The following is a 23130-nucleotide window of genomic DNA, read 5'->3' on the forward strand; positions in this document are numbered from 1 at the left end:
TAATTGCTATTAATTAAATTCAATGATTTCAGCAGATATAGTGACACTGATTCGTTTTTTAGTCTCTATAATATCGACAGATACATTTACAAGTGCTCTACTTCCTATAAATTCTACACCAGCTGCCTTCGCGTTGGCTAGCATATTTGCTTTAGCTTGAGAAATAATTCCTTCTTTGTTCGTAATATTTCCAGTAGTTATTTTTTCAGTTGCAATACCTTTAAAACTCCCTAAAACAGTAAAATTTGCGCTTGACAAAATAGTTTGGGTTTGGTTTATTTGATTAAAACCTCCATGGTGAAGACTTGATCTACATGATGCAAACAAACTAACAACAGCTAAACCTAAAATAATTTTTTTCATTTAATAATATTTGAATTTTCACCTACTTCAATTTTATGGTCTCATTCGGCTTATTCCGACCTTAAGTACCTACTAAAAGTTGAAATTTTACTTTGTATAATCCGATACAAAATAATTTGAAATATTTATTTCTTTAAGAGATTAAGGCTAGAAAAATGATTCGGTTTTAGTCGGTGAGTAAATTTAAAGTCAATTATTTGAAAAACTATACGGTTACCCGTAAATAGAAAAAAGATTGCATGATTCGTAGTTTGAATAAGCTACTAAAACAGGCTTTTGCAATTGCTAAATCAGAACTAATATATGAGGTTACTTACAGGAGTAATTTGGTGAAAAGTTAGTTTAATTTTACTTATTTTTTACCACAGTCCTTTGTTGTGCATAGTTATTAGTTCGATGTTGTTGTTTCTGTTCCAGTTTCAAAATCATAAGTTATTGACGCACTATTCGGAATATTTTCCCAAGTATTCATAATTTCATTTTGGTCTGAAACTTTCGTTAGTTTTACTATTTAACCTCCAACATTACTGCTCACGGCAGTTGCTCGCACGCCGACAACTTTAAATTCTTTTACAATTTTTGAGTCAGAAATAAAATCGTCCGTATTTGCTGTTAAACCAGAATATGTTTCTGTCATTTCAACAACTTGGTCGTCTCCATCTGTCGTTATAAATGTCGCTTGAAATTCATAAGGCTCGTTTGGTCCCAAAGCAGTAATATCAACCGTAAATTCAAGGTTGTAATCTTGAAATTGAGTTAAGTCAACTGTGGCTTTTGGATTTTTACTGAATGTTTCTATTAAAGTTCCCTCTCCAGTTATTTCAGTTCTCCATTTTAAAGTCGATTCGTTCAGTTTAAAGATTTCTAAAACATAGTTTTCTAATCCAGCGTCTGAATTATCCCAATCGATTGTTAATGTAGTTCCATTTTCTGTTCATTCTCCAAACTCTGAAATATCTTCGCCACTATTTCCAAAACCTTGATGAACAAATTCTACGCGATTGTCAGTTGTGAATTTTAAAATACTGTTATTTGGAATTCTTGTGTTATTTTCATTAAAAGTACTTGAAATTCCATACCAAGTTCCGAATAAGTCGCTATTGTTACCGTTACTATTTTCATCATCAGATGAACAAGATAAAATTGTAATTCCTAAAATAATTGTAAGTAATAAATTCAGTTTTTTCATTTTGTAAAGTTTGGTTTTTAATTGTGGGTAAACGGTCTTGTGTGTGTCTTATGCGTTGGCATTATTCGGTTCAAATTTTATCAATTCACGTGCAAAATCAATAAATAATTTATATGCTTTTGTAAATGAATAGTTATCATCTGAATGTTTAACAGCTATATTCCTTTTTACCATAGTAGAACCAACTAACCTTTTGATACTATCTGCATCATTTAATTGCTTGTTTGATTTCACAATATCTGTCCAAGAGCTGTTTTTAATGTAATCGACTATTTCCTCAATGTGAAAGTCCGAAAACCCTAATTCATCCATAAAATTCTTTCCATCTTTGTCTAGTTCGTAGCAGAAGATTGAGAAAAATATGCTTATATCACGAGAAGTGTTTTCATTTGTTTCTTCTGAAGTTAGATAATAAAACTCTTGTGTGTTCTTTAATTCAAAACCAAACGACTTATCAAAAAACTCAGCATAGAAATCTTGATTCTCCTTTACTATATCAAAGTAAGATTCGTCAATGGTTATAAATCTTCCATCCATTAAAGATGTAACTATTTGTTTATGTTTATTCGGATACATTTTCTTTTTTAGTGATTTTTAGTTTTGGCATTATTAGCTCTCCTTGTTCTGTTTTAAAAGAAATATTTCGATTCTCTTTGTCCTGCTGTACATCATAGTCCTCTTCAAAGATTAAACTGGTAACCATAAAGTAATTGTCAAAATCAAAGTTTTTGTTTTCGTTTTCAAGTGATGTTTTGCACCAAGTAAAAAAATCGTCAACGGGAAGTTTTGAGTTTAATTGAGATTTGTATTCACTTTTGTTGAAAATCCATTGTTCTACAACATCAGTTTCTTCTTCAATAAATACGTCTTCTTCATTTTTAAATTGGTCAAAATACTCTTTTGTGTTTTCGTAAATAAACGGATTATACAGATTATCTCTTGTTGTATTGAAAAGCTCTGGTGGTTTAATTCCTTTATAACAATTCCCATTTGTTAAGTATAAATGAAAACCTTGTAAATATTCGCTTTCTGTTCTAATTCTATCTATAAGAGGTAAAAGTTCATTTGTTAATATATTAGATTGTTTAGAGATATCTTTCTCTATTTGCCTCAACAAATTATAAAGTTTTTCGAACTGTCTTCTTATACTTTCGTCTGTGTAATCAAAACGTTTGTTATTTGAAAATTGAGAGATACTCAACAGTTCATTATATATTGATTGAGAATGGTTAACATCTAAAATATTATTTAATGGAATAATATAATTATCAATTAAATATCTCGCTTTTTGGACTTTCTCTTGATATTCTATTTTTCGAGTATTTGCTTTTAGTTCTCTACTTTCATTTAAAAGGCTTATTGTATTATTTGTTACTGCATTCTTAAATTGATTTATTTCCTTGGAAAGGGCCTCTATCCTAGCCAAAAGAAGGTTTTTATCATTACTTTCTTTTTTGATTTCAAGAAATAAGGTTCTAATAGATTGACCAAATTTTTCAATCTCTTCTGGAAGTAATGGTTTGAATTGTTGAAGAACAAATTCAAATAAAACGAAATAAGGTTCATTAATTATATAATCGTCATTTTGTTCAACAAGTAATTTGTGTTCAAAAAGCTGATTTTCAATATCACTTCCAAATTCATTAATTGCTTCAGAAACTTGACTTTTTAAAATAATTTCATTCTTAACTTGTATGTCAAAGAGTTGCCTTAGCAAGTCAAAATGAGTTGCCAAAAATTGCAATATGGATTTTGGTTCTGACTTAAACATTGATTAGTATTTCTTGTTCTAAAAATCTATTTGTTCGAGCAACTTGTTCTCTAATTTGAATAACGATTGAATCTTTTGAGTTTTTTACTGGAATGCTCATTTTTGCTTTGTTCCCTTTTAATGACGCAGAATGTTTGTCAAAAAGTTCATTGTAATTGGATGGTAAATACAATTCAGCATTAGTAAAAACCTCTTTTATTCGTAAATATTCATCAAGTCCATTGAAGTCAAAGTCGACAAAAACTAAAACTTCCTTAGCTCTAATCATTGAAATCGATTCTTTTCCTATTCTACCATATTTATGTAGATACAAATACTTATTGCCTAATAGTTTTTCTGCATTTAAAAAAGTTTCTAAATTTTCAACAAAACAGATTTTATCTGCAATAATTGAACGTGGAATTACAGAAAATAAACCAAAATCAAGAGTCTGCTTTTTAATATTTACACGTTGATTATTTATTTGAACAGGATTAAAACCTCTTAACAAGAAAATTGGGTTACTGTCAATTTTTGTTGCCTTTGAGTTTCTATATTTTTTAATATTTCCTGATTTGCTTTTGCTAACGTTTTGTTCTGGAAAAGATGTTTTAAAAAATTTTTCAAATTCATTTTCTTTAGTAACTATAATTTTAAAACCTCTGCCTAGTTTTAATGATTCTAAAATTTCAGCACGAAGTAAGTTTTGAAAAATGTCAGATTTTAAAACGCTTTTAGGAATTGCCGATTTAGAAACCGATTTAGTTTCAAATAATAGTTTATATGTATTGAAGTCAACTTCTCTCATTAGGCTTCAATTGGTTTTCTGAATATAACATTTCCATTCTTCTCGCTAACTACGATTTTACCTTTGTTTCTTCTGACGAGATAGTACTTATCAAAACCATCATATGGATGAAGTGGTGCAGCTGAAATCGGTATAAAATTATGTTCTTTGCAGAAGTTTAATATTTCAATTCTGTTTGCTTCGTCAATAGTTCCTATTTCATCAACAAATAGGACAATTTTGTTTTCATCATCTTTTACAACTATTTGATTAATTATAGACATAATTAGAACCAAACGAATCATTTTATCTGTTCCATCAGATTCAATTTGATTTTTAAGGTCTACAACTTTGTGTTGTCCTTTTTTATGTAGGTGAAGTTTAATGTCAAATAAATCATTAAACGTAATTGTAGTTTGATTATCTAAATATTTATTAAGTGTGTTTAGATTTTCTGATTGGTCATCAAAAATTAACTCTGACGTTAAATCTCTAATTTGAATGATTTTATTTAAATCCTTAATAAGTTTCTCGTTTTCTACAATTTCAATCTTTAAGGTATCGATATCAGATATTTGTATTTTCTTAATTTTTGAATTGAATTGATTTGTTATGAATGAATTAAATTCTTCAAATCTTGAATAAATTGTACGACAAGGATTTGCAAATTGGGTTGATATATTTTTAAGCAAACCATCAATTGCCTTTTGTTTGTCTTCCAATGTTACTAATTCAGAATCAACGTGTTTTATAAAATCAGTTTCACTTGCAAATGATGTTTCTGTTTTGAGCTTTAAGCGTTCAAATAAACTATCTTTTTTGAGTTTGATTTCTCTTCTTTCTTCAAAGTTTCTTTTAAGATTTTTGTAGATATTGTCAAGTGAATCCGTTGATTGATATTCGATAGGTTTAATTCCAAGCTGTTCAAGTTCTACTTTCCAAGTTTGGATTTCTTCAATTCTTTTTTCCTTTTTAAAAATCTCTTTGCTCGCTTGTTCAATATTCTCATTAAGTTTTCTAATTTTTTCTTCAATTAACTTAACGTCTTTAGTTGATTGTTCTTTTTGTTTTATTAAATTCTCAAATTCAACTTTAATAGCTTCAAGCTCTTTTTCAAGAGTTGGAAGTTGTTTTAGTTTTTGGATTTTTTCCGTTAGAGTTTTAATTTTTAAATTTATGTCAGCTAAATTTTTTCTGTGTTTTTCTAAGTCTTTGGCTATAGGTAATAACTTTTCATTTATTCCCTTTTCTTTCTCTAGTTGCTTGATTTGTTTTTTTAATTCTTCTATAGATTCTATTGGTTTACCTTTAAAATCATTTGGCAACTCAATAGCACCATCAAATAATTTCATCAAGTTTTCTGTTTGCTTGATTTTTACTGAAATATTTTCGGAAGGTAAACTTGTAATATCTGTTGAAAGGATTCGATTTAGTAATTCTTTATTTTCTTGGTTCTCTGAGATTTGATGAATTAATTGGTGCGAATAGCTATCAACTTGCTTTTTAATTCTTGAAATTTTAGATTCTGAATTTTGGATATTACTTTCAATTTCTTTGCTACTGAGATTTTGATTTTCTATTAGCGTGATTTGGCTTTCAATGTTTTTTCTGTCTTTGTCTAAATTTTGAAAAGATTGCTCTAGAAATTGTAAATCCTCAAAAGCTTTAATCTCAAGTACTAATTTCTCTTTTGAATCTAAATCTTTTTGTTTTTGTTCAATTTGATTGCTGATTTTTCCAATAAGTTGATTTAATTCTTTTTCTTTTGGATTAAGTGTTTCATTTAAGTGAGTTCGGTTTTCGGCTCTTTCAGTTTTCATTTTGGAAACGGAAGTACCGAGTTCAGAGTACAAAGAGGAATATTGTTGGTTAAAAGCAAAAATTAATTCAGATAGAATTGCACTTTTTCCTTTGTATTGATTTACCAATTCTTTGAAATCAGAAAAGCTACGTTGAATGCTCTTGATAACTTTGATGTCTCGGTTGTGTTTTAATAAAGTTTGAATGTCTTTTTGATTTTTCTTTGAAAAAGAAATACTCTCATTTTCTTTGTTATCTGCTATAATTAAAGATTCTTTAAGTGAATCGTTGTTGATTAATTTTGAGTTTATTAAGTATTTGTAGATTTTAGAAAAATTATTACTAATACCACGTCCATCTTGATTTACGCTTTGATTTAGCCAAACAACTCCGTTGTTTCTTTTTCCTTTTTGGTATACAAAATTAAAAACGTCTCTACGATTAGAGAATTTGCTATGTTCTATTCCATTTGTAGCAAATTCAGATAGCAATGAGTCAAATTTTCTAATTTTTTGACCATTAGCAGTTTCCATAAAATAAAGCTCCTCTTTGTATTCGCTGTCAATTTTATAGTAATCTAGATTGCCTTCGGCATTTTTCTTTACTAGAATAGAGTAGTAGCGATTTTTGAAAATTTCAAAGATTATAAAACTAGAATTTATTGAGGGAAAATAATGATTAAAAGTAGTTTTGTCTCCTGTTCGATTTCCGCTAAAAGTCATTTCTCTTCCATCAATTATAAATAGAAAGTTTAGAGCGTAAATCAGCGTACTTTTTCCGATATTGTTTGGCCCTACAATTTGAAGGGAATTACAATTGTCAAGTTCTATATCCGCTTTTGAGTATATGTCAGAGTTTAATATTATTAATCTTTTAAGCATTCAATTTTTTTGTCAATTTAAGTAATTATTATCAATTTCCTACAAAGTTGAGCGTTGGCAAGAAACAGCACATTTGGTTTTTTTAGCGTTGGCTTTTGTGTCGGAAAAAAAACCAAATGTGCTGTTTGTACGGTTGGTTTTTTCTGTATGAAACACAACGGCAGTTTGTCCAATAACTATATTTCATTCAATGACAATCGCGTATTCAGAAATTTTTAAAGTCACCTACCCGAATAACAAAGTTATAAAAATAGGTTATTAGACAGTTTGACGTTTTTATATATGAAATGTTGCGTGTTTAGCAAGTAATTTAGCAAATAAAAACCAAATAGAAAATCCGAGAGGATTTTCGTAAGTAGGCGAAAACCAGCCATTAATTATACACGGTGTTGTAAACAGTTATTTAACTATTCTTTCCTTTATTTCTATCTTTCCACTTATTATGACCTTGTTTTGCAGTGAATAATACAGCTACTAAACTAACAGCTCCTTTAATTATTTGTCCGACTAAACTTCCGTTTTTTGAATTACTCATATAATTTTTATTTATCTATTTCTATTTTAATTTCAGCGTTTTCTATTTCGTTATAACTTGGGATATTCTGAATTGCTTTCAATGATGAACTGGAAATTTGTTTCCAATTATTTTCAGATGTTTCCCATTCGTTAATTTTGTATACTCTTGTGTCGTCATTAATATGCTCCATAAAATCTTTAAAAGGTGCTAATGATTGTATTAAAGATTGAGGTTCATTCAATTCTTGATAAATTGTCAATATAATTTGTGATGAACGCTGAATGTAGAAGACTTCTTTAATAAACTCCTTTATGTTTTCTTCTTGTGTTTTTTTATAGTTCCAAGCTTTTAACTCTTTAAAAAGGGATTTCCAAAAACCAACTTCTATGTTACTTAATCTTTGTTTTGCACTTTCGATTAGTTGACTTCTTCCCTCATTCAATGATTTATGAGCAGATAAAAGTGCGATTTCTCGTTTGTTATCGTCAGACATTTGAATTGCATCTAAATAAGAACTATAACCAGCTTGTATTTTTCCAATTCTATCATTATTGAACTCTTTATGTATATCAGAAAGCTTTTTTTCAATAAGTTCAAGTTGACTGCTTAATTGATTTAAAGAGTTCATAACTGCCATATTTTGTAATGATGGAAGTAAATTGTTTAATTTTTCAGAATTCGTAATCTCTTTTAATCGAAGTTGTTTAACAATGTTATTTGTTTTCTTGTCTTTTACAAAAGCTAAAAACTCATCTGTACCGACTTTTTTATTTAATAGATATTCGCCACTTTTAATCTTTTTCAAGATTCCTTTAGGAAATACAACTTCAAAGTTTTTATAATTTTTCCCAGATTTTTCAAAAAACTCTGCGTAAGAAGGTATTTGCTTTAAAATATCTAAAACAGTTCTATTTGCGTTGTCAAAGTTATTTGTGTTTTTTGTTTTAAAATTGTCAAAAATATTTGAGTGAGTATTTGTCAAATCGGAATTTGTCAATTTAGCTACATTAGCAGATTTTTGAATTGGTCGATGTATTTTAATTTCTTTCACAGTTTTTTTGGTAATTGTTTACAACATGCATATATAAGTAATGGTGTGCATATATCCGTAATATATACACCACCAAAACTTAGTGTATTTTAATCTCCAATATAGAAACTAAAATGCATTCAAAAAATACGTAGATCTACGTAATTTTCAACTCGTTATTACATAAGGATAAATATAAAGAAGCTATTTTTAAGAAAACTACGGTTACCCGTAAAGAGGCATAAAAGAATAAACAACTTTACCAGTAAGCGTGTCAAAATAAGGATTTGCACCTTGAGGATTGCGAGGTAGGTTTTTGACGGCATGATACCGTTTTATTTGCGCTTGAAGATTAGCAATATCACCTTTAGTTGCAGGTCTGTTTTGTGGTGCAGTTAGTAGGTAAGTTAGTCCATCAGCAGCCAATGTTCCAGCTGCTGAATTTCCAACACCCGCAGCACTCATTTGTTCTACTTTTCCAACAGGTGGTTTATCGGTTTTTGGTTCTTCAGTGGTGGTTATTTCAGGGTTTTCTACTGTCGTTAATTCTGAAGTAGTTTTTCTCGCATGATGGGCTTTTGATCTACACGTGTTACTGCAATATTTTTGGACACGACGTCTTTTCGGTTTAAATCCCTCTTGACAATATTCACAGGTGTAAAATTCTCTTTCCATTTATTATGCGTTAAATAAACGTTTGTTTGACGTTTAATAGGTTTTTACTCGTTGATTTGGGTTACATCTGTCACTATTTTGACTACAGTTGTGGTCATTCATTTAATCAATTTTATCTTCTTCCAGATATTCTGATCCAATACCAAATACCGATTCCAATAAAAAGTTTCTTGCTTTGGCATTTGTCATTAGTGGTTCTTTTTCTTCTTTTTCAACAACTATTTCAAGTTCTTTTGGCTCAATTTTGGGTGGCTCTTCTGCAATTTGTTCAGGTGCTATTACAGGTGTTTCTATTTGCTTGATTGGAGCATCTTCAATCACATCTGAAACCATATCAATGTACTGATAGGGATCACTTAATTCTTCCGAAATTTGTTCGCCAAAATAGCTATCTAATTTATCTAAATGTTTATCAAATGCTTGATGTTGTAATTCAAACATACTTTGTATTGCAGAAGTACTTTCTGGTAAATCAATACCAACGTTTTTAGACATCCATAAACTAAAAACCCAATACATGCCAGCGTGCTCCAAATATTGATCTAAAAAGCGTTTGAATGCTTTTTTAGAAAGTGATTCTTGTTGTTCTAATAATTGCTCTAAATTGTCATTTAGCAATTCTCCTTTCCCTAATAATTCCAAGGCATTCATTTCTGAAGGTAAGGTGGTTATATTTCGGTCCAAATTAGAATAGGCTATAATATTAACCATGTTTGATGTGATAATATTCGCAATAAAAGTCGGTTCTATATAATGATAAAACTGTTTAGGAACATAAAAAATATAGCTCTTAAACAGATTATCACGTATGGTATTAAAAACTTGACTTTTTTTATCCATAATTATCTTAATAAATCAGAATAATCAGTTGGTAAATGGGCATCAATATCACGCAAGTATTGTTCCAATGCGGTCATGGTTGTATGTCCTGTAATATTCATTAAATTACTCTTGGCTTCAAAAGGCGAACTTGTTTCAGCCAATTTTCTGTATAATTTGGTAATAAAGGTATGTCTGAAACTATATAGGCCATAATCGGTACTTAGCTTAAATTTTGTTTTGATTATCTTTTTGAATCGTTTTGAGAAATAATCACGTCTGTTATCGATTTTGGTACTCCAAGGCTTGCCAATTCCATCAGGTGTAAATAATATACTGTCACCATCCATTAATGATAAATCGGGTAGGGCTTCCGAAATGATATCAGGAATAATCTTTGTTTTTAAAGGACTATTTTTCGCCTTAAAAGATAATGTTTTGGTATCCATGTTTAAATCCTTCACGCGTAAACGGTTGACTTCAATTGGTCGCATGAAATTATAGGAGATAAACTTGATATATAATAGGAGTACAGGGTCTTCTTTTTCCAGATACATAAAAATAGCATCTAACATTTTAGGATCATACCGCTTATGACGTTCGGGTTTGGCTTTCAAAACAGGCGTTTTGCGTATGACGTTAACCGGAATAATTTCGTTATCCTCTAAAACTTGCATCATGCTTCCTAAATCGACACGACTATTATTGCGACTTCGTGGTGTATTTTTAATTAGATGTTGGTTTAAAAAGCCCATAACCATCTTTCTTGTAATTTGGTTGGCATGCTCTACATGAGGATATTCTTCATTCAACCATTTTATAAAAACTTTAGATCGATTTCTATAATCTACAAGTGTACGTGGCTTGACTAATTTCTCCTTCATGCTCAACGCAAAATCAAAAGCTTCACGCAAACTCATTTTTGTATCATCCTTTTCTTCAGGTTCTAATAAAGGAGTAGGAGTAGTTTCAATAATAGGCTGTTCTACTTTTGGCTGAAAAATTTCTTTAGGTTGCTGATAAACAGGAATCGATTCTGGCTGTTTTTTTTCAGGAATTGGCGCTTGTAAATTTGTCCGTTGTAAAAATGGATGCGGTATCACTTTTGGTTCTTCAACAACTGGTTTTGGAGCTAAAAAATTAGTGGACATAGGTGCACACGTTTTAGGTTTTTCAGCCAAAAAACGCTCTAAATTATTTTGGTACGGATTGTAACCTTGATTTAAAAGATCCTGAAGTTTTTTCTTGTAAAATTTTAATACATTTAAACGCTCTTTTTTGGTTTTCAGTTTGTTAGCTTCACCATAGATATTCTTTTGGCGTTCTAATTTACCCGTTATAGGATTTCGAAATGAGAAATAGACATACCACCGACTGGTAAGTTTGCCGTTTGCTGTGTAGATTTTTGGGGTAGAATAAACTTTTTTGTCTGACAAATCGTGTTCAAAATTGCACTCTCGTTCGTGTTCAAATGTAAGAAATTCATTTAGATTGAGCATAAAAAAAACGGTTTAGAGTGAACTAAACCGTTGTTTCCGCTGTTACACGTTTGTAGCGAGACCGAGATTTGAACTCGGGACCTCCGGGTTATGAATCCGACGCTCTAACCAACTGAGCTACCTCGCCATATGGCTCTTAAAACAGAAACCGCTTCATTTAAAGTGGTTCGTACCGCTTTTTGAGGCTGCAAATATAACAACAAATTTATTCCGTGCAAATAAAAATCAACATAAAATATTTATAAAAAATAATTTTAATTCTCATCATTTAATGTATATATTGAGCAAATAAATTAATCAACTATGAACGAGAAAGTAAAATTTGAAATGGAGTTCCCTATACAGGCTTCACCTCAATTATTATATCAATATATATCAACACCTTCGGGCCTTTCCGAGTGGTTTGCCGAGAACGTAAATTCAAGAGGCGAACTGTTTAAATTTATCTGGGATGGATCCGAAGAACAAGCGAGTTTAGTCAGTAAGAAAAGTGGCGAACGTATTAAATTTCGTTGGGCTGCCGATGAAGGTGAACCATATTTCTTTGAAATTCGAATTCAAGTGGATGAAATTACCAAAGATGTTTCTATTATGATTGTCGATTTTGCCGAAGAAGATGAAGTGGATGAAGCTAAAATGCTTTGGGAAAACCAAATTTCCGATTTAAAACAAGTATTGGGTTCCGCTTAAGGTGGTTTCTATTATAAAACATATCTTTGTCCCGAATAAAATTCGGGACTTTTTTTATGATCAATTTCAACGGAAAAATGACAGAGGATATCAACACGATATCTATAAATAATCGGGGTTTTGCTTATGGTGATGCTGTTTTTGAAACCTGTAAATATTCACATGGCAAACTCTTGTTTTGGGAGGATCATTATTTTCGCCTGATGGCTTCCATGCGGATTATGCGTATGGAAATTCCCATGCGCTTTACCATGGAATTCCTAGAAGCGGAAATTCAAAAAACACTATCCGAAAATAAGCTTGCAAATAATACGTCGCGTGTTAAATTAACCGTATTTCGTGCTGAAGGTGGTTTGTATAACCCAACCAGTAAAGAAGTGGGATTTGTTATTTCTGTCAGCGCATTGGATGCTGATTTTTATTTGATGAATGATGGCCATTATGAAGTGGATTTGTTTAAAGATTTCTACGTGTCGCCTAGTTTATTATCCACCTTAAAAACAAATAATAAGGCCATTAATGTAGTAGGTAGCGTATATGCCGAAGAAAACAATCTGCAAAACGCCTTATTGTTGAACACCGATAAAAAAGTAATAGAAGCGTTGAATGGGAATTTGTTTTTAGTTCGTGGCAACTGTATTAAAACACCACCACTTTCTGATGGTTGCTTAAAAGGGGTTATGCGAAAGCAAATTATGGAACTTATTTCACAGTTGCCTGATTATGAATTAGAAGAAACATCTATTTCACCTTTTGAATTGCAAAAAGCCGATGGGTTATTTATTACCAATGTTATAACGGGTATTCAGCCCATTAGTAAATACCGTAAGAAGACGTTTGACAATGCGGTTGCCAAAATGTTATTACAAAAATTACAAGTAAAAATTAGATTATCTAATTAAACGTAGGATCTTCGGGTGCATTGGACCAAATGGTGTAGTCACCACCAAACTCCATCATTTTTTCTTTCCAAAACGTTTCATAGTCCTTTTCTATAATGTTTTGCTTATAAATATTTTCCGTTACAACCCAGGAATTTGTTTTTAATTCGGCGTTTAATTGATCCGCATCCCAACCGGAATACCCAAGAAAAAAGCGGATATTCTTCTCGTTTATCTCATTATTGGCAATTAATTCGGCTACTTTATTAAAGTCGCCGCCCCAATAAATTCCTAAAGAAATTTCTACGCTATTCGGAATAAGATCTGGCACCTTATGTATAAAATAGAGATTATCCTGTTCTACAGGTCCGCCATTATAGACCTTAAAAGTGGCATCTAATTCGGGAATTAAATCACTGATAGTGTACTCCAAGGGCTTATTTAAAATAAATCCAATAGAGCCTTCATCGGTATGATCGGCTAAAAGAATGATAGAACGGTTAAAGGAGATGTCACCAATTATAGAAGGTTCGGCAATAAGCAAATGTCCTTTTTTTGGTTGTATTGAAATCATATAGTGATAGATTTTCTATTATAAATCTAATATTTTTTTTTTAAATAACAAACTGATGCTACTACTAATAACAAAAAAAGGTCTTCGAAATGAAGACCTTTTATAATTATAAATTAAGCGATAATTAGTTTACTGCTCTAGATAAATCTGAACCAGCTTTAAACTTAACTACGTTTTTAGCTTTAATTTTGATAGTTTTTCCTGTTTGTGGATTTCTTCCGTCTCTTGCAGCTCTTCTAGAAACTGACCAAGATCCAAATCCTACTAAAGAAACTCTGTTACCTTTTTGTAAAGCTCCTTCAATTTCAATTAACGCACATTCTAAAGCCTTCTTTGCAGCTGCTTTAGTAATTCCTGCGTGTTCTGCCATTGCATCGATTAAATCTGTTTTGTTCATAATTTAAAGTTTAATTATTAATAAATTGTTGGTTAAACATTTTTGTTAAATCCATTACAAATTTATACGGATTATCGTACCATGCAAGTAATAGCAAGGGAAATACCTAAATTTGTTAATAACTTAACCGATTTGTTAATAAAGCGAGTGTATTTCATCGATTTTTTTGAAATATGAGCATTCATAAGGGTTTACAGCATTTTGGCTTCCTCGTGAAAATTATAGCCATTTAAGAGGTCATTTATAGCCATTTTTCGCTTACCTGGTAATTTCAATGCATCAATAAAAATATAACCATCTGTGACGGCCACTTTTAGTGTTTTTTTGCTGGCGATTATTTGTCCTTTTGAATAGTTATGTTCGGCTAAAACCTTATGAGTTTCGTAAATTTTAATTTCTAATGTGTCTTCATTATTATTTAAATAACACCAGGCAGAAGGATACGGATTTAAACCACGTACCTTATTATGTATATTTTCTATGGAATCATTCCAATCTATTTTGCAATTATCCCGATTTAGCTTGTTGGCTTCTTTTAATTCATTGGTGTTTGGTTGTGCTGTGGTTTCAACGGTGCCATTTTCAATGCGTTTTAAAGTGTCAATAACCAATTCACTTCCTGTATGCATCAACTTATCATGTAAGGTGCCTACATGGTCTGTTTCTTCTATGGCAACTGCTTTCTGCATTATCATATCACCTGTATCAATTTTATCATCTATAAAGAAGGTAGAAACACCGGTTTCCGTTTCGCCATTTATAATAGCCCAGTTTATAGGTGCAGCACCCCGATAGTTGGGTAGTAAGGATGCGTGCAAATTAAAAGTACCCAAAGCTGGCATCTGCCAAACGGCTTGTGGTAACATTCTAAATGCGACAACTACTTGAACGTTAGCTTGAAGGGCTTGTAGAGATTCTAAAAATTCAGGATCTTTTAAATTGGTAGGTTGTAAAATATGCAAACCGTGCTTTTGTGCGTATTGCTTAACGGCTGACTCGTTAATTTTTCGGCCACGTCCTGCTGGTTTATCAGGAGCGGTTATAACACCAACTACTTGGTAATTATTGGCTAGTATGGCATCTAATATGGCAACGGCAAAATCTGGCGTGCCCATAAATACGATGCGTAAATCGGTTTTCATAAATGAGATAATTTATAGGTATTAATAGTGGTTACTACAATAATATGATGTTCTAATAATAATTTTAGAGCGTTGTGAATGTCTTTCTCCGGATACCCCAAGGCTTCAGTTAGTGTTCTAGATGAGCAGTCAGTTTCTTCTAATTTGGTAATAATGGCGTTTTTAATAGTTTTAAAATCCGCAGGTGCTTTCTGTTTATGTTTTCGTTCAACACAAAACGAACAAATTCCACAATCGCCCACATCTTTTTCGCCAAAATAGGTGAGGAGTTGAACACTTTTGCAAATAGTGTTATTTGAAATGTATTTTAAAACATCAGATACTTGCTTGTGCTTTAATTCGTTCTGCTGATTAATAATATGTGTAATCCTATTGATGGTCTTATCGTCTTCACGAGGTTCCAAAAACGTGACTTGCGCATCGGTTTTTGAAATTTGCAAACTAATAATGTCATCTTTTTCAAGTTTTTCTAAAGCTTGAATTAATTGGTGTTCAGATATGGAGGCTTTTTCAGCTATTCTAGTCGTATTGACTTTTGTTTCATGTTCAAAAATTCCACCATAACTTCTTAAAATAGATTTGACAATAATGTTTAATGGCGCATGCTTCCCTAAATAGTGAAATAATTGGGTGTCTGAAACGATAAATTGAACACGTGTTTGTTTGTTAAACTGCTGATTTAATGAAATAATACTGGTTCTATCTAAAGTTTGTATAGCATTGTAGGCTATAAGCGTATTAAAATTATAGGTTTTACAAAAGTGATTGAAATTAAAGTCTTCTACAAAACCAACGCCTTCACCATAAGAAATTTGAAAATAGTTGCAGAGCTTTCTGTAAACCTGTTTCATGAAATCCACACTTGGAAGTACGTTTAAAAACTGATCTTCTAATTTACTTTTGTCGGAATTATTCTTTAAAATAACGGCAAAAGCTTTGTCGCCATTTCTACCCGCACGACCAGCTTCTTGGAAATAACTCTCCAAACTTTCAGGTAGATTTAAATGAATAACCGTTTTTACATTGGGTTTGTCAATACCCATTCCAAAGGCATTGGTGGCAACCATGATTAGTTTTTTCTCACGTAGCCAATCCTGAAGTCTGGTGTCTTTTTCAGTGTTGGATAAACCACCATGAAAAAAGGTGGCTGAAAATCCTTTCTTTTCTAAAAACTGACTGATTTCTATAGTCGCTAGTCGATTCCGGACATATATAATGGAAGGTGCGTTATTCTTCTTTAAAATGCGCTCCAAATGATAATGCTTATCCGTAGCATCAAAAGTCATGTAAGCTAAATTATCCCGATTAAAGGATTGTTTCAGAACTTTTGGGCTTATAAAATCGAGTTCTTTAATAATATCTTCTACTACTTCTGGTGTTGCAGATGCTGTTAATGCAATGCAATTTACGGTAGGTTGTAATTCACGGAGTAGTTTGATGTTTTTATAAGCTGGACGGAAATCATTTCCCCATTGCGAAATACAATGCGCCTCATCAACAGCAATTAAATTAACAGGCATTTGGCGAATGCGGTCTTGGACTAATTCTTGCTGAAGGCGCTCTGGCGATAAATAAAGAAATTTATAATTTCCATAAATACAATTATCTAAAAGCGTATCTAATTCGTTGTAATGAATGCCACTAGTCAAAGCCATAGCTTTAATACCTCTACTCTGCAAAGCTTGCACTTGGTCTTTCATCAATGCAATTAATGGCGAAATAACAATGCAAATTCCATCCTTTGCCAAAGCAGGAACTTGGAAACATAAAGATTTTCCGCCGCCGGTTGGCATTAAAGCAAAGGTGTCTTCGCCCTCTAAAACGGCTTGAATCACGGTTTCTTGAAGCGGTTTAAAACTGGTGTAGTTCCAATACCGCTCCAATATGTCAATGGGCTGTTGCATTATAAGTTTTTAACAACATTCAGAATAAAATCTGTACGATTTTCAACCGAATCAAAGGGAACATCTAATAAGTTATAACCGAATTTATCGTAAGTTTTTAATAGGTTGTCATGAATTTCGACAGCTTGATTAAAATTTTCATAACGTTCACTATCACTCACAAAAATGTCTTGCCAAGGTTTTAAAATAAATGCCAAGTCATAATTGTGGTTTTTACAGCTTTCTCTAAACTTTTCCGGATAGTCATCGCCTATAAAATCCATGTATGCCAAAACGTCTGGAATACCACGATCTAGAAAAACAAAGCTTTCACTTTGCGTATTGGCTTGATTAAACTGGTCTTCACGACCTTTTAACAGCAGTTCACTAAACAAAAGTGGTTGGGTTAAGAAAAGCTGGTCTACACCGTCTTCTCTGGCTTTCAAGGTTATTTGGCGTGATATTTCATCCAGACAAACATAGCCACGAGTTTTCAATTCGTTAATGATTGACGTTTTCCCTGTCCCTGGTCCTCCAGTGATAACTATTTTCTTTATTTTCAAATTGGCAAGATTTTGGATGTAAAAATCGTAATTAAAAAGGAAACTAAAAAATGACAAGGAAATACTATCTTTGTTTTTAATAAAAATTATAATGGACGAGAATCAAAAAGTAGCCGCTTTTTACGAAAAGCTAAAAGGTCAGCTGTATGATACAGCCTTATGGCCAGCCGAATATTTATATAAATTTATAATTGAAACGAAAGACGAATCCATTCAGGATATTGAAAATATTTTCAATAATATGGGAGCCGTAATTCAAACAAAAGAGTCTAAAAAGGGAAAATACACAAGCGTTTCTATTAACGTGAAAATGAAATCTCCGGAAGACGTTATTGCTAAATACAAAGAAGTTACAGAAAACGTTAAAGGCGTTATTAGTCTTTAGATTTTTTTTGTACTTTGCGCATGCACAAAACTACGTGCCATAAGTAAACTCTACACATAAACATATTTTGATAGATCATTTAGAATACAATTCAGAACGTGAGCATTTAATTATTCCAGAATACGGACGTCATCTTCAAAAGATGATTAATTATGCTAAAACACGTGAAACCAAAGAAGAACGTAATAAACTAGCGCATGCTATTATTTCCGTCATGGGAAATATTCAGCCGCATTTACGAGACGTTCCCGATTTTCAACACAAGTTGTGGGATCAACTATTTATCATGTCTGATTTTGATTTAGATGTGGATTCTCCTTACGGTATACCTGATAAAGAAATCTTAAATGAACGACCAGAGCGATTACCGTATCCACAGAATTTTCCAAAATATCGGTTTTATGGGAATAATATAAAAACCATGATTGATGTGGCAAATACTTGGGAAGAAGGCGAACTTAAAGAGGCTCTTATTTTTACCATTGCCAATCACATGAAAAAGTGTTTTTTAAATTGGAATAAAGATACGGTTGAAGATGATGTAATCTTTGAGCATTTACGAGAGCTTTCTGGTGGTAAAATTAATTTATTAAATGCAGATGAAGATTTAACAGATGCCACGAGTTTAATGCGAAGTAAATCCAAATACAGCTCTAAAAGCTCCAGCAACAAAAAGAGTCATCAGAAAAAAAATAATACAAATAGAAGTAGAAAACGCTATTAAAAAAACGGCATGGGTATATTTAAAATTGAAGGAGGCCACCAATTAAAAGGTAAAATTCAGCCTCAAGGTGCCAAAAATGAAGCATTACAAATTTTATGTGCTGTTTTATTGACTCCTGAAAAAGTAACTATTCATAACATTCCAGACATTGTGGATGTTAATAAACTTATTGATTTACTAAAAAATTTAGGTGTTAAAATTGAACATATAAATCAAGGGACTTATACGTTTCAAGCAGATGCTATTAATCTAAAATATTTAGAATCTGAAGCCTTTAAAAAGGATGGTCGCGGTTTACGTGGCTCCATTATGATTGTTGGGCCATTGTTGGCACGATTTGGAAAAGGCTATATTCCAAAACCAGGTGGCGATAAAATTGGTCGTCGTCGTTTAGATACACACTTTGAAGGCTTTATTAAATTAGGCGCTAAATTCCGATACAACAGAGAAGATTATTTTTATGGTGTAGAAGCTGATAAGCTAAAAGGTGCTTACATGCTTTTAGATGAAGCATCCGTAACCGGAACTGCCAATATTGTTATGGCAGCCGTTTTAGCAGAAGGACAAACAACCATATATAATGCTGCCTGCGAACCGTATTTGCAACAACTTTGTAATATGTTGAATAGAATGGGAGCCAAAATAAGCGGTATTGGCTCTAATATGCTTATTATTGATGGCGTTGACAACTTGGGTGGTACAAGCCATACCATGTTGCCAGATATGATTGAAATAGGAAGTTGGATAGGTCTTGCGGCAATGACTAAAAGTGAATTGACTATTACCAATGTGAGTTGGGATGATTTAGGGCAGATTCCAGACGTATTCCGAAAATTAGGAATTACAGTAGAAAAGCAAGGGGATGATATTCATATTCCAGCGCATAAAGATGGTTATGAAATTCAGAATTATATTGATGGTTCTATTTTGACTATTTCTGATGCGCCTTGGCCAGGATTTACACCCGATTTATTGAGCATTATTCTTGTGGTTGCTACACAAGCTAGAGGTAGCGTTTTAATTCATCAGAAAATGTTTGAGAGTCGTTTGTTTTTTGTGGATAAATTAATTGATATGGGAGCCAAGATTATTCTTTGTGATCCACATCGTGCCGTCGTAATAGGTCATGATTTTAAATCGCAATTAAAAGCAACAACCATGACTTCGCCAGATATTCGTGCAGGTGTTTCTTTATTAATTGCTGCACTTTCAGCTAAAGGAACATCCACCATTCACAATATTGAACAAATAGATCGTGGATACGAAAATATTGATACACGCCTGCGTGCTATTGGTGCTCTAATTAATAGACACAAAGAGAACGACTAAATAGCGTTATGAGTTTATAAAAAAAATGCTTTTAAATTAGTTAGAAGCATTTTTTTATGGAATAAACTAAAATTATTCTTTTATAATTTTTCGCATACTTATTTCGCCATCAATGTGTAATTTAAGCATGTAAATACCAGCTGCTAAAGATTGTAATGGAATTTGCTTATTAACATTTAGCCTTTGGTTTGCTTGCAATAGTTTTCCTGAAACATCATATAATGAATAGGCTACACTTGAATGTGTATTATTGGTTTCAACCGTAATAAAACGAGACGTTGGATTCGGGTATATACGTACTTTAGAAATTGCTTCCGTATGGGCAGTACTTAATGTAGAGCCTTCCGTAATAGTGATAGATTGATTAATGGTTGGCGCTAATAACTCATCTACATTTCCAGATGGCCACTTAACAACAATTTTAGTGATGGCTGTTGCCGTTCCTAACCCAAAATGTGTTTTTAGAGAATTCATAATACCATAACTCTCACCTGAACGGACTTCACGTATTTGTTTTCCCCAAGCACCATAAATTTCAATACGAGCACCAATTCCGTTGATATTGCTAGTCGTTCCTTCTAAAAGAATTGAGATCCAATTATTCGTGCTATTTCCAGAATTTAAATATAATCTATCCGGTTTATTGCTACTCGGATTATTATAACCTGAACCAAAACCAGCCATAACATCTATAAAACCATCATTGTTTAAATCGCCCACTGCGGCACTTTGTATTCTAAATGTATTGTAAGGTAAGGGAAACGGATTAGCTAATTCTGTAAAGGTTTTATCGCCATCATTTTTGTATAGTTTATGAATACCATTTCTTGTGGTTATAAAAATATCGACAAAGGTATCATTATCAAAATCCTCCATAATGACTTGAATACCACCATCACCTAAATTATCCAATGACGTAGCTATTCCTGATGAAGCCGTGATGTCTGTATAGTTCCCATTTCCATCATTTTCAAGAATCATACTGGTAATATCATGATTTACAATCACGCAATCTAAATCGCCATCATTGTCAATATCTTCAAATGCAGCAGCCCAAGATTGTCCATAAGGAACTAAACCACGAGCAACGGCAACTTCAGAATAATTATTGTTACCATCATTTTCGAAAAGTAAATTGACGCGTCTGCCATCATTGGGATTGGAAATGCCTAAACGGCATTTAGAAATATATAAATCTAAATCACCATCATTATCATAATCAATCCAGATACTGCCATAATTTCCAGAATTATCGGAAGGAATAGTGGAAGCCGTATTAATTAATCCTAGATTTTCTGTCATAGCGCCTGTACCATCATTACTATATGCTTTAGATAAACCATTATCATGACAGGCAAAGATGTCTATGGTGCCATTATTATCAATATCCGCAAAGTTCAAGTTTTGAACAAATATGTTGTATGTAAGGAGGTTAGAGCTGTAATTAGTGCCCGAGCTGTTGGCTGAATATACTTTTAAACCATTATAACTTCCACCCATTAAAATATCGTTATAACCGTTACGATCTACATCCGCAATGGCCATTCCCCATTTGGAACCACTCGTACTTCCATAATTGAATCGGGTAAAAATACCATTGGTGTTTTGGTATTCTATTTCTAAAGAAGAGGCGCCATTTAAACGAATAATATCGTCCAAACCATCACCATTCATGTCGGCAACACCTATAGCAATACCACTTTTTAAAGAGGCGTTAACCAAACTACCGTTTCCACTAGTAAAAGAAATTTGAGCAACACCAATCATGGGGATTAATGTGAGTGCGATAAGTAATTTTTTCATCATGTTATATCTATTTTATAAAATAAATATAAAACAAAGGATGAATAAATAAGTTAATTATCTGATTATGTGTCTATAAAAAACGATTTTAGGTATAATTGGAAGTTTTTTGAAGTGGCAATCAGCATATTTTAAATATAATTTTAACTGACAGCTTCCTTGTAAACTTTTAAACAACGCTCTCGTGCCTCTTTATGATCCACTATTTTTGAAGGGTAGGTGAGTTCTTGAAATTCGGGTACCCATTTACTAATATATTTTAAATCTTTATCAAATTTTTCAATTTGGGTGGTTGGATTAAAAATTCTAAAATAAGGTGCTGCATCCACACCAGAACCCGCAACCCACTGCCAATTTCCAATGTTACTAGCCATTTCATAATCATGTAATTTTTCTGCAAAATAACCTTCTCCCCAACGCCAATCAATCAACAAATGCTTACATAAAAAACTACCAACTAACATACGCACCCGATTATGCATAAATCCGGTTTCATTTAATTCCCGCATACCAGCATCCACTAAAGGATATCCTGTTTTACCTTGGCACCAAGCTTGGAATTCCACTTCGTTATTACGCCATTGTATGTTGTCGTATTTGGGCTTGAAACTTTCGGTAACCGTGTGCGGAAAATGCCAAAGTATTTGCATGAAGAATTCGCGCCAAATAAGCTCTTGCCAAAACACTTCATTTTTTTCTGCAATGGCTTTTTTTACCATTTTCCTGATACTCACCGTTCCAAATCGTAAGTGTGGTCCTAAACGAGATGTGGCATCTTTTGCTGGAAAATTACGCTTGGCTTCGTATTCCTGAATTAAAGTGGGTGTTACATCATATGGTGCTATGTCTTGTTTAGACTTTTTAAAACCTAAATCCGATAATTCCAAATTTGGTAATCGGGTGTTTTTAACCAAATTATCCAAATAGCTGTTCGTGTAATAAATTTCTAAATCTATTGTTTTAAAAGCGGCCTTCCATGTTTTCATAAAAGGTGTATACACGCGATAGGGATCGCCATCATCTTTAACGACTTCATTTTTTTCAAAAATAACTTGGTCCTTATAAGTTTTAAATGCAATTCCATTTTCTTCTAAAAATGAACCTACTTCGTTATCCCGCTTAATGGCATAAGGTTCGTAATCGTGATTGGTAAAAACGGTAGTAATTTCGTACGAATCGACAAGATGTTTAAAAACGCTTTCAGGTGTTCCGTGATATATAGCAATACTGCTGTTGTGTTCGTCTTGAAGTGTTTTACGCATGGTTTGCAGCGTATTGTAAATAAACGTTACGCGTGCATCATCTTTTGGCAGGGATTCCAAAATTTCAGAATCGAAAATAAAAATAGGTAGCACATGATGATCACTTTTAAGAGCTTCATAAAACCCACGATTATCATCTAAACGTAAATCGCGTCGGAACCAAAAAATGTTTAAGGGTTGTTTCATA

General features: G+C 32.4%; 24 protein-coding genes and 1 tRNA gene. 5 read left to right on the forward strand and 20 right to left on the reverse strand.

What is annotated here, in order from left to right; genetic code table 11:
- Nucleotides 1-9: 9 nt before the first annotated feature.
- The 13 genes from ACFPH8_RS05660 to ACFPH8_RS05720 form a co-directional block, all read right to left on the reverse strand.
- On the reverse strand, nt 10-363 hold the full coding sequence (locus ACFPH8_RS05660) for a DUF6567 family protein (RefSeq protein WP_376859199.1): 354 nt from the start codon (nt 361-363) through the stop codon (nt 10-12).
- Between the two features lie 511 nt (nt 364-874).
- Complete coding sequence (locus tag ACFPH8_RS05665) at nt 875-1072, reverse strand: hypothetical protein (RefSeq protein WP_376859201.1); 198 nt, start codon at nt 1070-1072, stop codon at nt 875-877.
- A 225-nt stretch (nt 1073-1297) separates the two neighbouring features.
- On the reverse strand, nt 1298-1552 hold the full coding sequence (locus tag ACFPH8_RS05670) for a hypothetical protein (RefSeq protein ID WP_376859203.1): 255 nt from the start codon (nt 1550-1552) through the stop codon (nt 1298-1300).
- A 48-nt stretch (nt 1553-1600) separates the two neighbouring features.
- A complete protein-coding gene (locus ACFPH8_RS05675; protein WP_376859205.1) occupies nt 1601-2128 on the reverse strand; it encodes a condensin complex protein MksE in 528 nt (175 codons plus the stop codon).
- The gene (locus ACFPH8_RS05680; RefSeq protein WP_376859207.1) at nt 2115-3323 is read right to left on the reverse strand and encodes a hypothetical protein; all 1209 of its coding nucleotides are present in this window, start codon (nt 3321-3323) and stop codon (nt 2115-2117) included. The genes ACFPH8_RS05675 and ACFPH8_RS05680 overlap by 14 nt, the downstream gene beginning before the upstream one ends.
- A complete protein-coding gene (locus ACFPH8_RS05685) occupies nt 3316-4110 on the reverse strand; it encodes a hypothetical protein (protein WP_376859209.1) in 795 nt (264 codons plus the stop codon). The genes ACFPH8_RS05680 and ACFPH8_RS05685 overlap by 8 nt, the downstream gene beginning before the upstream one ends.
- The gene (locus ACFPH8_RS05690) at nt 4110-6770 is read right to left on the reverse strand and encodes an ATP-binding protein (protein ID WP_376859211.1); all 2661 of its coding nucleotides are present in this window, start codon (nt 6768-6770) and stop codon (nt 4110-4112) included. The genes ACFPH8_RS05685 and ACFPH8_RS05690 overlap by 1 nt, the downstream gene beginning before the upstream one ends.
- A gap of 403 nt (nt 6771-7173) precedes the next feature.
- Nucleotides 7174-7305 carry a hypothetical protein gene (locus ACFPH8_RS05695; protein ID WP_376859213.1) on the reverse strand — a complete coding sequence of 44 codons (132 nt, stop codon included), beginning with the start codon at nt 7303-7305 and terminating at the stop codon, nt 7174-7176.
- Nucleotides 7306-7312: 7 nt separating this feature from the next.
- Nucleotides 7313-8338, reverse strand: a complete 1026-nt coding sequence (locus ACFPH8_RS05700; protein ID WP_376859215.1) for a hypothetical protein — start codon at nt 8336-8338, stop codon at nt 7313-7315.
- Between the two features lie 204 nt (nt 8339-8542).
- Complete coding sequence (locus tag ACFPH8_RS05705; protein ID WP_376859217.1) at nt 8543-8992, reverse strand: hypothetical protein; 450 nt, start codon at nt 8990-8992, stop codon at nt 8543-8545.
- 102 nt (nt 8993-9094) lie between these two features.
- The gene (locus ACFPH8_RS05710) at nt 9095-9832 is read right to left on the reverse strand and encodes a hypothetical protein (RefSeq protein WP_376859219.1); all 738 of its coding nucleotides are present in this window, start codon (nt 9830-9832) and stop codon (nt 9095-9097) included.
- Between the two features lie 2 nt (nt 9833-9834).
- Nucleotides 9835-11310, reverse strand: a complete 1476-nt coding sequence (locus ACFPH8_RS05715) for a tyrosine-type recombinase/integrase (RefSeq protein WP_376859221.1) — start codon at nt 11308-11310, stop codon at nt 9835-9837.
- Between the two features lie 53 nt (nt 11311-11363).
- A tRNA-Met gene (locus ACFPH8_RS05720) sits at nt 11364-11437 on the reverse strand.
- A gap of 176 nt (nt 11438-11613) precedes the next feature.
- On the opposite strand from ACFPH8_RS05720, the gene ACFPH8_RS05725 reads away from it, so the two are divergent.
- Nucleotides 11614-12000 (forward strand): START-like domain-containing protein, encoded by a 387-nt coding sequence (locus ACFPH8_RS05725; protein WP_248400302.1) that lies wholly within the window; start codon nt 11614-11616, stop codon nt 11998-12000.
- Between the two features lie 56 nt (nt 12001-12056).
- On the forward strand, nt 12057-12902 hold the full coding sequence (locus ACFPH8_RS05730; protein ID WP_376859223.1) for an aminotransferase class IV: 846 nt from the start codon (nt 12057-12059) through the stop codon (nt 12900-12902).
- Here ACFPH8_RS05730 and ACFPH8_RS05735 read toward each other — a convergent pair.
- The 5 genes from ACFPH8_RS05735 to ACFPH8_RS05755 all read right to left on the reverse strand — a co-directional run bounded on the left by ACFPH8_RS05735 (nt 12895) and on the right by ACFPH8_RS05755 (nt 17440).
- The gene (locus tag ACFPH8_RS05735; protein ID WP_376859225.1) at nt 12895-13455 is read right to left on the reverse strand and encodes a YqgE/AlgH family protein; all 561 of its coding nucleotides are present in this window, start codon (nt 13453-13455) and stop codon (nt 12895-12897) included. The two genes, ACFPH8_RS05730 and ACFPH8_RS05735, sit on opposite strands and share 8 nt — an antisense overlap.
- A 124-nt stretch (nt 13456-13579) precedes the next feature.
- Nucleotides 13580-13852, reverse strand: coding sequence for an HU family DNA-binding protein (locus tag ACFPH8_RS05740; RefSeq protein ID WP_092206834.1), 273 nt, complete (start codon nt 13850-13852; stop codon nt 13580-13582).
- 191 nt (nt 13853-14043) lie between these two features.
- Nucleotides 14044-14994, reverse strand: coding sequence for a methionyl-tRNA formyltransferase (fmt, locus tag ACFPH8_RS05745; RefSeq protein ID WP_376859227.1), 951 nt, complete (start codon nt 14992-14994; stop codon nt 14044-14046).
- Nucleotides 14991-16898: a RecQ family ATP-dependent DNA helicase gene (locus ACFPH8_RS05750; protein WP_376859229.1), complete on the reverse strand. Its 1908-nt coding sequence runs from the start codon at nt 16896-16898 to the stop codon at nt 14991-14993. Before ACFPH8_RS05750 ends, fmt begins: the two co-directional genes overlap by 4 nt.
- On the reverse strand, nt 16898-17440 hold the full coding sequence (locus ACFPH8_RS05755) for an AAA family ATPase (RefSeq protein ID WP_376859231.1): 543 nt from the start codon (nt 17438-17440) through the stop codon (nt 16898-16900). Before ACFPH8_RS05755 ends, ACFPH8_RS05750 begins: the two co-directional genes overlap by 1 nt.
- A 91-nt stretch (nt 17441-17531) precedes the next feature.
- On the opposite strand from ACFPH8_RS05755, the gene ACFPH8_RS05760 reads away from it, so the two are divergent.
- From ACFPH8_RS05760 to murA, 3 genes are all read left to right on the forward strand, one after another.
- Nucleotides 17532-17825: a DUF493 family protein gene (locus tag ACFPH8_RS05760; protein ID WP_376859233.1), complete on the forward strand. Its 294-nt coding sequence runs from the start codon at nt 17532-17534 to the stop codon at nt 17823-17825.
- 67 nt (nt 17826-17892) lie between these two features.
- Entirely contained in the window at nt 17893-18549 is a 657-nt protein-coding gene (locus ACFPH8_RS05765) for a DUF4290 domain-containing protein (protein ID WP_376859235.1), read from the forward strand.
- 9 nt (nt 18550-18558) lie between these two features.
- Nucleotides 18559-19878: a UDP-N-acetylglucosamine 1-carboxyvinyltransferase gene (gene murA / locus ACFPH8_RS05770; protein WP_376859237.1), complete on the forward strand. Its 1320-nt coding sequence runs from the start codon at nt 18559-18561 to the stop codon at nt 19876-19878.
- Between the two features lie 72 nt (nt 19879-19950).
- On the opposite strand, the gene ACFPH8_RS05775 is transcribed toward murA, so the two are convergent.
- Both ACFPH8_RS05775 and ACFPH8_RS05780 read right to left on the reverse strand, forming a co-directional pair.
- Nucleotides 19951-21684: an FG-GAP-like repeat-containing protein gene (locus tag ACFPH8_RS05775; protein WP_376859239.1), complete on the reverse strand. Its 1734-nt coding sequence runs from the start codon at nt 21682-21684 to the stop codon at nt 19951-19953.
- A 140-nt stretch (nt 21685-21824) separates the two neighbouring features.
- A complete protein-coding gene (locus tag ACFPH8_RS05780) occupies nt 21825-23129 on the reverse strand; it encodes a cryptochrome/photolyase family protein (protein ID WP_376859241.1) in 1305 nt (434 codons plus the stop codon).
- Between the last annotated feature and the right edge of the window lies 1 nt (nt 23130).

This window comes from Bizionia hallyeonensis (assembly GCF_042657385.1).
GTDB classification, from domain to species: domain Bacteria; phylum Bacteroidota; class Bacteroidia; order Flavobacteriales; family Flavobacteriaceae; genus Algorimicrobium; species Algorimicrobium hallyeonense.

What these genes read in the sequence shown, in the direction of transcription:
- ACFPH8_RS05660 (WP_376859199.1), bottom strand. Translation starts at nt 363, where the DNA reads ATGAAAAAAATTATTTTAGGTTTAGCTGTTGTTAGTTTGTTTGCATCA.
- ACFPH8_RS05670 (WP_376859203.1), bottom strand. Translation starts at nt 1,552, where the DNA reads ATGAAAAAACTGAATTTATTACTTACAATTATTTTAGGAATTACAATT.
- ACFPH8_RS05675 (WP_376859205.1), bottom strand. Translation starts at nt 2,128, where the DNA reads ATGTATCCGAATAAACATAAACAAATAGTTACATCTTTAATGGATGGA.
- ACFPH8_RS05680 (WP_376859207.1), bottom strand. Translation starts at nt 3,323, where the DNA reads ATGTTTAAGTCAGAACCAAAATCCATATTGCAATTTTTGGCAACTCAT.
- ACFPH8_RS05685 (WP_376859209.1), bottom strand. Translation starts at nt 4,110, where the DNA reads ATGAGAGAAGTTGACTTCAATACATATAAACTATTATTTGAAACTAAA.
- ACFPH8_RS05690 (WP_376859211.1), bottom strand. Translation starts at nt 6,770, where the DNA reads ATGCTTAAAAGATTAATAATATTAAACTCTGACATATACTCAAAAGCG.
- ACFPH8_RS05695 (WP_376859213.1), bottom strand. Translation starts at nt 7,305, where the DNA reads ATGAGTAATTCAAAAAACGGAAGTTTAGTCGGACAAATAATTAAAGGA.
- ACFPH8_RS05705 (WP_376859217.1), bottom strand. Translation starts at nt 8,992, where the DNA reads ATGGAAAGAGAATTTTACACCTGTGAATATTGTCAAGAGGGATTTAAA.
- ACFPH8_RS05710 (WP_376859219.1), bottom strand. Translation starts at nt 9,832, where the DNA reads ATGGATAAAAAAAGTCAAGTTTTTAATACCATACGTGATAATCTGTTT.
- ACFPH8_RS05715 (WP_376859221.1), bottom strand. Translation starts at nt 11,310, where the DNA reads ATGCTCAATCTAAATGAATTTCTTACATTTGAACACGAACGAGAGTGC.
- ACFPH8_RS05725 (WP_248400302.1), top strand. Translation starts at nt 11,614, where the DNA reads ATGAACGAGAAAGTAAAATTTGAAATGGAGTTCCCTATACAGGCTTCA.
- ACFPH8_RS05730 (WP_376859223.1), top strand. Translation starts at nt 12,057, where the DNA reads ATGATCAATTTCAACGGAAAAATGACAGAGGATATCAACACGATATCT.
- ACFPH8_RS05735 (WP_376859225.1), bottom strand. Translation starts at nt 13,455, where the DNA reads ATGATTTCAATACAACCAAAAAAAGGACATTTGCTTATTGCCGAACCT.
- ACFPH8_RS05740 (WP_092206834.1), bottom strand. Translation starts at nt 13,852, where the DNA reads ATGAACAAAACAGATTTAATCGATGCAATGGCAGAACACGCAGGAATT.
- fmt (WP_376859227.1), bottom strand. Translation starts at nt 14,994, where the DNA reads ATGAAAACCGATTTACGCATCGTATTTATGGGCACGCCAGATTTTGCC.
- ACFPH8_RS05750 (WP_376859229.1), bottom strand. Translation starts at nt 16,898, where the DNA reads ATGCAACAGCCCATTGACATATTGGAGCGGTATTGGAACTACACCAGT.
- ACFPH8_RS05760 (WP_376859233.1), top strand. Translation starts at nt 17,532, where the DNA reads ATGGACGAGAATCAAAAAGTAGCCGCTTTTTACGAAAAGCTAAAAGGT.
- murA (WP_376859237.1), top strand. Translation starts at nt 18,559, where the DNA reads ATGGGTATATTTAAAATTGAAGGAGGCCACCAATTAAAAGGTAAAATT.
- ACFPH8_RS05775 (WP_376859239.1), bottom strand. Translation starts at nt 21,684, where the DNA reads ATGATGAAAAAATTACTTATCGCACTCACATTAATCCCCATGATTGGT.
- ACFPH8_RS05780 (WP_376859241.1), bottom strand. Translation starts at nt 23,129, where the DNA reads ATGAAACAACCCTTAAACATTTTTTGGTTCCGACGCGATTTACGTTTA.